Origin of the sequence: Corallococcus llansteffanensis (assembly GCF_003612055.1) — a bacterium.
GTDB classification, from domain to species: domain Bacteria; phylum Myxococcota; class Myxococcia; order Myxococcales; family Myxococcaceae; genus Corallococcus; species Corallococcus llansteffanensis.
Map to the genome: position 1 here is coordinate 1 of NZ_RAWB01000492.1, position 7,451 is coordinate 7,451.

At 70.5% G+C, this 7,451-nt stretch carries 6 protein-coding genes; 1 reads left to right on the plus strand and 5 read right to left on the minus strand.

Going from position 1 to position 7,451, the window contains the following annotated elements; translation table 11 throughout:
- Positions 1–44: 44 nt before the first annotated feature.
- Genes D7V93_RS32945 through D7V93_RS32960 form a run of 4 tightly spaced genes read right to left on the minus strand, consistent with a single transcriptional unit; the run spans position 45 to position 5,697 of the window.
- Positions 45–1,610, minus strand: coding sequence for a hypothetical protein (locus tag D7V93_RS32945; protein WP_208723235.1), 1,566 nt, complete (start codon positions 1,608–1,610; stop codon positions 45–47).
- Between the two features lie 6 nt (positions 1,611–1,616).
- The gene (locus D7V93_RS32950; RefSeq protein WP_120647155.1) at positions 1,617–3,038 is read right to left on the minus strand and encodes a DUF1501 domain-containing protein; all 1,422 of its coding nucleotides are present in this window, start codon (positions 3,036–3,038) and stop codon (positions 1,617–1,619) included.
- Between the two features lie 17 nt (positions 3,039–3,055).
- Complete coding sequence (locus D7V93_RS32955; RefSeq protein ID WP_120647156.1) at positions 3,056–3,727, minus strand: hypothetical protein; 672 nt, start codon at positions 3,725–3,727, stop codon at positions 3,056–3,058.
- Complete coding sequence (locus tag D7V93_RS32960) at positions 3,727–5,697, minus strand: DUF1585 domain-containing protein (protein WP_120647157.1); 1,971 nt, start codon at positions 5,695–5,697, stop codon at positions 3,727–3,729. The genes D7V93_RS32955 and D7V93_RS32960 overlap by 1 nt, the downstream gene beginning before the upstream one ends.
- 170 nt (positions 5,698–5,867) lie before the next feature.
- Between D7V93_RS32960 and D7V93_RS32965 the strand changes: the two genes are divergently transcribed.
- Entirely contained in the window at positions 5,868–6,437 is a 570-nt protein-coding gene (locus D7V93_RS32965) for a DUF420 domain-containing protein (RefSeq protein ID WP_120647158.1), read from the plus strand.
- Between the two features lie 28 nt (positions 6,438–6,465).
- On the opposite strand, the gene D7V93_RS32970 is transcribed toward D7V93_RS32965, so the two are convergent.
- On the minus strand, positions 6,466–7,451 hold a 986-nt coding region (locus D7V93_RS32970), incomplete at its 5' end, for a sensor histidine kinase (protein WP_147451464.1).

The following is a 7,451-nucleotide window of genomic DNA, read 5'->3' on the forward strand; positions in this document are numbered from 1 at the left end:
GTCCGGGGGGAGGGGGCGCCTTCAGCGGGAGGACTGCGGCGATATCAAGGCAGTGCGCCGGATGCGACCCAGCGCTGGATGAGGGCGATGCCCTGGGGATCCAACGGACCGTCCGCGGGCATGCGCAGGTCGCGCACCGCCGCGCTGATGAGCTGGGCGTTGGACTTCCACAGGTCATACGTGTTCAGCGGCCGGCCGGGGCTGGTGGTGTGGCACTTGGCGCACCGGGCCTCGTGGATGGGCCGGATGTCGCGCGCGTAGCCGGGGGTGGTCGTGAGCGGCTGGTACGTGAAGGGTACCGCGCGGCGCGCCTCCGTGCCGTCCTCGAAGCGGGACACCACCGACAGCGTGTGCGCACCCGGCGCCAGGGTCGCGAGCGAGTACGGCTTGAGCGTGGCTTCGTCCGCCTCCAGGCCGCCCAGACTGAACAGGGGCCCTGTCGAGGCGATCTCTGCTTCCGCGTCCAGTTGGAAGGCGACGCTCTGGGGCGCGGGGCCCGGCGGCAGCGTGGCGCGCAGGGCCAGGCCATCCTCCACCACCAGCATGCCCTGGTGCAGCCCCGTCACGCGCGGCACCGGCGCCTTGGTGACCGCCATCGCCTGCCCGTTCACGTCCACCCACGCGCAGCCCGTCTCATCCACGGCCAGCAGCGTCGGCGTGCCGGACGGCAGCCCTTCCGCCACGCCCCAGACCTTCGCGTCCGCGTCGTAGGTGTAGAGCTGGCCTCCGGCGCGGGCCCAGAGGAAGCGCCCCGCGCCCATGAGCTGCTCGGGCCGGGACGGCAGCTCCACCGTGCTCCAGCCCTCCGGGTTGCGGCGCAGCACGCGGGTGCTGGTGAGCACCCACACCTCGCCGGGAGTGCCGGTGCCGGCGGAGATGCCCGCGAGCGCCTCCACCGTCTCGCCGTTGCCCAGGGGCGCGTCCGAGCCGCGCACCTGGTAGACGCCCGGCGCGGACGCCACCACGACGTTGAGCTTGCCCTCGCGCGCGAACCACAGGCCCGGCAGGCCGTCCTCCGCGGGGGCCGCCGTCATGGTCGTGATGCCGGAGAGGGCCTGGCCCGACAGCTTCAGCGACGCGAGCGTGCCGCCCTGCAGCTGGTACAGGCCCGTGGGGTGCGCGAGCCACGCCGCGCCATCCGCCGTCTGCGCGGTGGCGACGATGCCGGTGCCCAGCACCTCCTGCCACAGCGGTTCGATGAGCCAGCCCTGGTCCGCCAGGAACAGGCCGCTGTTGGTCTCCACCAGGGCGCTGTGCGGCCCCAGGCGGAAGGTCGCGCTCACGCTGCCGAGCGTGGCCTTGTTCTGCGGGTGGGCCGCGAGGGCCGCCTTGGTGCCGTCCAGCCGCAACCGCACGGCGCCGCCCGTGGGGGTGGCGAAGATGCCGCCGCCGGACTGATCCGCGAAGCCGTGGGCCGGGGCCAGCCCCTGCGAGCTTGGGACCTGGGTGGCCTTGAACGGCGCGGGCTTCGTCGGGTCGCTGCCCGGAGGCGCGTCGTCACCGCACGCGCCGGACAGCAGCGCGGCGCAGAGCAACAGCGAGGGGGAGAGGAAACGCGCCGCGGCAGGGGGGCCGCGGCGCTGCGGGGGACGCGAGGAGGGAGTGCTCATCAAGGCTCAGGCAAGGATGAACCGCAGCGGGTCCACCCGCGTGATGCTGTAGTCCAGCTTCGCCGAGGCCAGCACCGTCGCGATGATGTGCTCGGGGAAGATGTTGGAACCGTTCGGATCATTTGCGCCGGTGCGCAGGTCCACCGTGCCCGGGGACATGCCGATGTCGCCGCTGCGCCCCACCACCAGGTTGTGCTTGATGCCCGCGCCCATCAGCAGGCAGCTGTTGGACAGGTGGTGGTCGCGGCCGCCCGTGGCGTTGATGGTGGGCGTGCGCGCGAACTCGCTGAACACCAGGATGGTGGTGTGGTCCATGAAGTTGCCGCCACCCGGGTGCGCCGTGGCGCGCAGGTCCGTCACCAGCAGGTTCAGCGCGTCGAAGCCGGCCCGCTGGTTGCCTGCCTGGGTGAGCTGCGTGCCGAAGTGGGTGTCCAGGCCGCCGGCCAGGTTGATGGACACGCACTGGCTGATGCCCTTCTTCAGGGCGGTGGCCACCATGGCGGCGCGGCCGTTGGCGCTGTTGTACGGGTAGGCCTGACCGTTGAGGCCGTAGGTGGTGCGCACCTGGTCGTTGGCGGTCAGCTGGAAGCGGAACGAGTCCGACAGCTTGTTGGCCATCACCGACTGCATCTGCTCGCGGCTGTTCTCGTACGTCGTGCCCACGCCCCGCGCGGTGAGCGCCTGCTCCTCGCAGGTGATGGGCATGCCGTTGAGGTCGATGAGCTGCTTCTCGATCTCACTGTCCAGCTGCCGGGCCGCCGAGGGCGGGTCCAGCGTGAGCACCAGGTCCGCCAGGCCGCTGACGCGCAGCGCGTTGGCGTAGCCGCCGTAGCGGTCGTTGTACGACTCCACGTTCTGCGCGATGGACGGGATGGGCACCGTGGGCTTCATCTGCCCCACGATCTCCGTCGCGGTGGAGGAGCCGCGCGCGGCGCTGCCGATGGGCATCTTCCCGGTGAGGAAGTAGCGGTAGCCCACCTCGTGGGTGAGCGTGCTCATGTTGATGCCGCGCACCAACGTCATCAGGTCGTAGTGGTCGGAGAGGTTGGGGGCGCGCGCGTCGCCAATCGCCGGGCCGAACGTCATCGTCGGCTTGCCCGCGCCCGCGCGCTCCTTGGGGATGAGGGGCGTCTGCTGGAAGCGCGCCTCCGCGGCGAGCTGGTTGTAGCCCGTCACGATGCGCGTCTCGCTGACGCGGTCGTCCGTGAACACGGTCGGGTCGCGGGGGTCGAACGCGAGCAGCTGGTCCCAGCCGCCGGAGAAATAGACGAAGACGAAGCAGCGGTCCGCGGGGGCCAGGTTGGTCGCCTGGGCCACGGCACGGAAGGGGATGCCTCCCAGGAGGAGGGAGCCCATGAAGCCGGCCCCCGCCTTGAGGAAGTTGCGGCGCTCGGGGATGCAGGTGTCGTCTTGGCGCGTCTTCTTCATCGCAGGCACCTTGAAGGTCAGTAGGTGATGAAGCGCGAGTCCGTCAGCATGGCGATGCATACGACCGCCAGCGCCTGGTCCCGCTTCTTGAGGGTTTCGGCGCGAGCGGCGGCCTTGCGGAAGAAGGTCGCGTAGCGCGCCAGTTCGTCACCCGACAGGGGCGAGCCCCAGAAGCGGGTGGAGAGGTAGACGAGCGTTTCGTTCACCTGCGCGTCCGTGAGCTTGTTCAAATCGCTCATGGGCGTGGGCAGCGTGCGGCCCAGGGTGCGCAGGGACAGGTCCGCCTGCGCGATGTCCTTCTGCGCCTGCGCGATGCACACCTTGCGCGCGCCGTCGTCCAGGAAGCGGGCGAAGACGAGGTTGGGCTCGGTGTTCTCCGTGGTGATGAGCGCGTAGTCGGCGCGGCCCAGCGACTGGGCGCGGGCCTCCAGCTCATCCCACTCCATGCCCACCGCGACCTTGATGGACTCCTTGAGCTGCGCGACGGTGAGGCGCCGGGGCGCGCGCCCCACGCTGCCACCCTGGGCCTCCGGGTCCGGCAGCGGGTCGATGGGGGTGCCGTTCCCATGCGGGTTGGGGACGGGGTCCAGCTGGGCATCCAACGGGACGGGCTTGGCGGGGGCGTCCACGGAGCCGCTGGTGCAGCCCGCTGCGAGCGCGAGAAGCGCGGTCAACACGAGGCGGCGCATCAGTCGATCCTCCGGTACGCGTCGGACATCACCACCTGCTCGATGAGGCCCTTCATGCTGTGGTTGTTCTTGGCGAAGTCCTGCGACAGCGTCTGCAGATACATCCGCTGCTCCTCCACCGTCATCGCGCGGCCGAGGAACTCGTTCCACACGCGCTTGACGGTGCAGCGCTCCAGGTCACCCGTCTCCATCATCCGCTGCACGAGCGTCTGCGGGCCGCCTTCGATGTTCTTCTCCTCCTCCGCGGTCCGGTAGAGGTACGTCTTCAAGAGGCCCAGCGAGTTGGCGCCGTCGCCGTCGAAGGCCTGCATCACGTACTGGCCGCACTCGCCGCCGCAGTTGGTGTCGCCGTTGAGCGCGCAGTCGCGGCACTTCGGGTCCAGGCGGGGGAACTGCTCCGACGGCAGGAACAGCGCGGAGCGCTCCGCGTAGCGGCCCCAGTGGGCGCCCGTGGGCTCGATGGTGGCGTGGCAGTAGTTGCAGCCGCAGCGCTTGGCCAGGTTGTTCTCCCGGTTGCAGGAGTCATCCGGGGGCGGCAGCGTGGCGTCCGCGGCCGGCGCGAAGTGCTTGCACAGGAACGCTTCGTAGAACTCGTTCACGCGCGCGCGCTGGGTGGGGAAGCGGTAGAGGAACGCAGGCGTGGTGAGCACGCCGGAGTGGGTGCTGTCGCGCGTGTACTCGGACCAGGAGGCGGTGTCCGCGTACGGGACGGCGGGCAGCGTGACCGGGTCCGCGGGCGACTTGACGTTGAACACCGCGACGCCCTGGCGCTGGCGGTAGAACTCCGACAGCGTGCCGTTCACGAACGAGCGGCGCGTGGTGAGGATGTTGAAGTAGGGCTCGTCGTTGCGCACCACCGCGTCGGTGATGTGCAGCGGCTCCTCGTTGAAGGCCGCGACGCGCGCGGTGTGCACTTCATTGATTTCGCAGCGGCGCATCTTGTCGCCGCAGCCGCAGCTGCGGTCGCCGTTGAAGCGGCCCGTCTCGCAGGACTCGTTCGTGTACGGGTTGGTGGGGCGGTTCTGCGCCTCGATGGCGCACACCTTCACGGGCTCCGTGGTGGAGGACCAGTACGGCTGCACGCTGGTCGTCACGTAGCCATCGCGCTGCACGCAGCCGCGCTGCGGCACCCAGGTGCCGTTGATGTTGTTGCGCTTCGCCATGTCGAACGTGCAGCGATCCAACCGCTCCAGGTTCGGCTTCGTCTCCGGGTTCGGGTGCACCCAGGCGGTGATGACGCCGTCTGCCGGGAACGGCTTCAGCACGTTGGTGGAGGTCTTGTCCGGGTCCGGCTTGCACAGGTAGGACACGGACCTGCCCGCGGTGCCGCTGTAGCGGTTGTCGCAGAAGTTCGCGTACTTGCCATGCGCCGCGCTGGCCTTCAGCGCGTTGCAGTCGGCGTACTTCAGCTCCGGGTCGGTGGAGGCCGGGTCCAGCAGCTGGCACTTGTAGTAGTTCAGGTCGTAGTCGTAGCTGACCGGCAGCGGCACGCCCTGCGCGTCCCGGCAGGTGGTGGGCGTCAGCGAGTGGCCGTCCTGCGGGTTCGCCTTGCAGTTGTCCTGGTCGATTTCACCGTCACAACGCTGGCTCTGGCCACCGCGCAGGCTGTTGGAGTTGTTGCCAGCGAAGCTCAGCGGGGTCCCGGAAACCCGGTAATCGCCGTTGCCCTGCACGCTCTGGTTGATGTTGGAGCGCAGCAGCGCGCGGTGGAACTCGCGCATCCGGGCGTAGAAGGGCTCCTGGCCCATCATCTTGCGGACGTCGTCCGCGGTGACGGAGCCCTTGGCCTGGAAGGCCTTGTACTCCTCCATGGTGGGAGGCCGACCCAGCAGGTCGAGGGAGAGCTGACGGAGGTGCCGCTCCAGAGGGACTTTCGCCACAGGCGCGCACACCGCTTCTTCAGCGGCTGCGGGCAGGGCGAGCAGGAGGGCGGCGCTCGCCAGGGGGGCAAAGCTACGCACGCTGAACACAGTGAACCTCCGAGAGGGGGGGTCGGGGGCGACGCGGAGGAGTATGAAGGAATTTCCGGTTTGAGATCCAGTTGACCTTACCGATTCCATTCGACCGACATGTACGCCCACGTAGGACTCTCCTGGGCGAAGCAGTTGCGCGGGGCCGGCGGCGCGGGCCACAAGGGGGCATGTCCAACGCCGCACTCGGGCTGACTCCCCCTTCGTCACCGTCGCGCGACCGGTCCTTCTTCATCGCCATTGGCGTGGTGTCCGCCGGGGCGCTGGCGCTGCTGGCGTGGCTGCTGCTCATCCGGCGCGGGAGCGCGGAGACGGGCGTGGACCTGCGCTTCATGCCGGCGGTGAACGCGGGGTTCAACGCGACGGCGGCGGTGCTGCTCCTGGGCGGGTGGATCGCCATCAAACGCGGCGCGCGGCGGGTGCACCAGAACCTGATGGTGAGCGCCTTCGCGGCGTCCGCGCTGTTCCTGGTGGGCTACCTCGCCTACCACTACGTACACGGGGACACGCGCTACGTGGGTGACTTCCGGGGGCTGTACCTGACGCTGCTGGCCAGCCACGTGCTGCTGTCCATGCCGGTGCTGCCCCTGGCGCTCGTCGCCTTCTACTTCTCCTGGCGGCAGCAGTTCGCGCGGCACCGCAAGGTGACGCGGTGGCTGGCGCCCATCTGGCTCTACGTGTCGGTGACGGGCGTGGTGGTGTTCTTCATGCTGCGCGGCGCCGTCCCCGCGGTGCCCTGAGGCCAGGAGCGGCGCCCGGCGGCCCGCGTCACTGCTCGGGGTGTTCGGAGTCGGCGCGCTCGGAGCGGGACGCGCCGCGCGCCGCCGGGCCCGAGGCGTGGACCTTCCGGGGCAGGCGCACGGTGAAGGTGGAGCCCCGGCCCTCCTCGCTCTCCACGGAGAGCAAGCCCCCGTGCAGTTCCACCAGGCGGCGCGCGCTGGCCAGGCCCACGCCGCTGCCGGACACGTCCTGGGCCACGTTACGGCCGCGGTGGAAGCGCTCGAAGACGAAGGGCAGGTCCGCGGCCGGGATGCCGATGCCCTGGTCCACCACGTCGAGCCGCACGTCCTGCCGCGAGTCCCCCTCCTCCAACGACAGGCGCACGGTGACGGTGGTGCCGTCAGCGCTGTACTTCACCGCGTTGCCCATCAGGTTCTCCAGCACGCGCTCCAGCGCGCCCGCGTCCCAGTCGCCGGTGAAGTCGCGGCCCTCCGGCGCCTCCAGGACGAAGGGGTGGCGCGCCGCGTGGGTCTCCTGCTCGCGCACCTTGGCGCGCACCAGGGCGAGCAGGTCCAGGGGTGCGCGCTGGAGTGGACGCTCCTGGCCGCGCGTCACCTCCAGGAAGTGGTCGATGAGCTCCCCCATGCGGTGCGCGGCGCGCACGAGGTGGCCCAGCCGCGTCTCCAGCGCGGGCGTCATCGCGGAGGCGGGAATCTGCCGGCGCAGCACCTGGGCGTTGAGCGTCATGATCTGCAGCGGGCCCTTGAGGTCGTGCGTCGCCAGCGCGAAGAGCTCGTCGCGCACGGCCAGCGCGTCCCGGGCGGCGGCCTCGGCGCGTTCGGCCCGCAGCCGCCGCGCCTCCAGCTCGCGCGTCATGCGCACCGTCTCCACCGCCGCGAGCAGGCTGCGGCGCAGGCGCTCCGGGCTGAAGGACTCCTTGACGAGGTAGTCCTGGGCGCCCGCCTTCATCGCCTCCACCGCCACGCGCTCGTTGCCGCTGCCGGTGAGCACCACGACCGCGGGCGGGGTGGGCA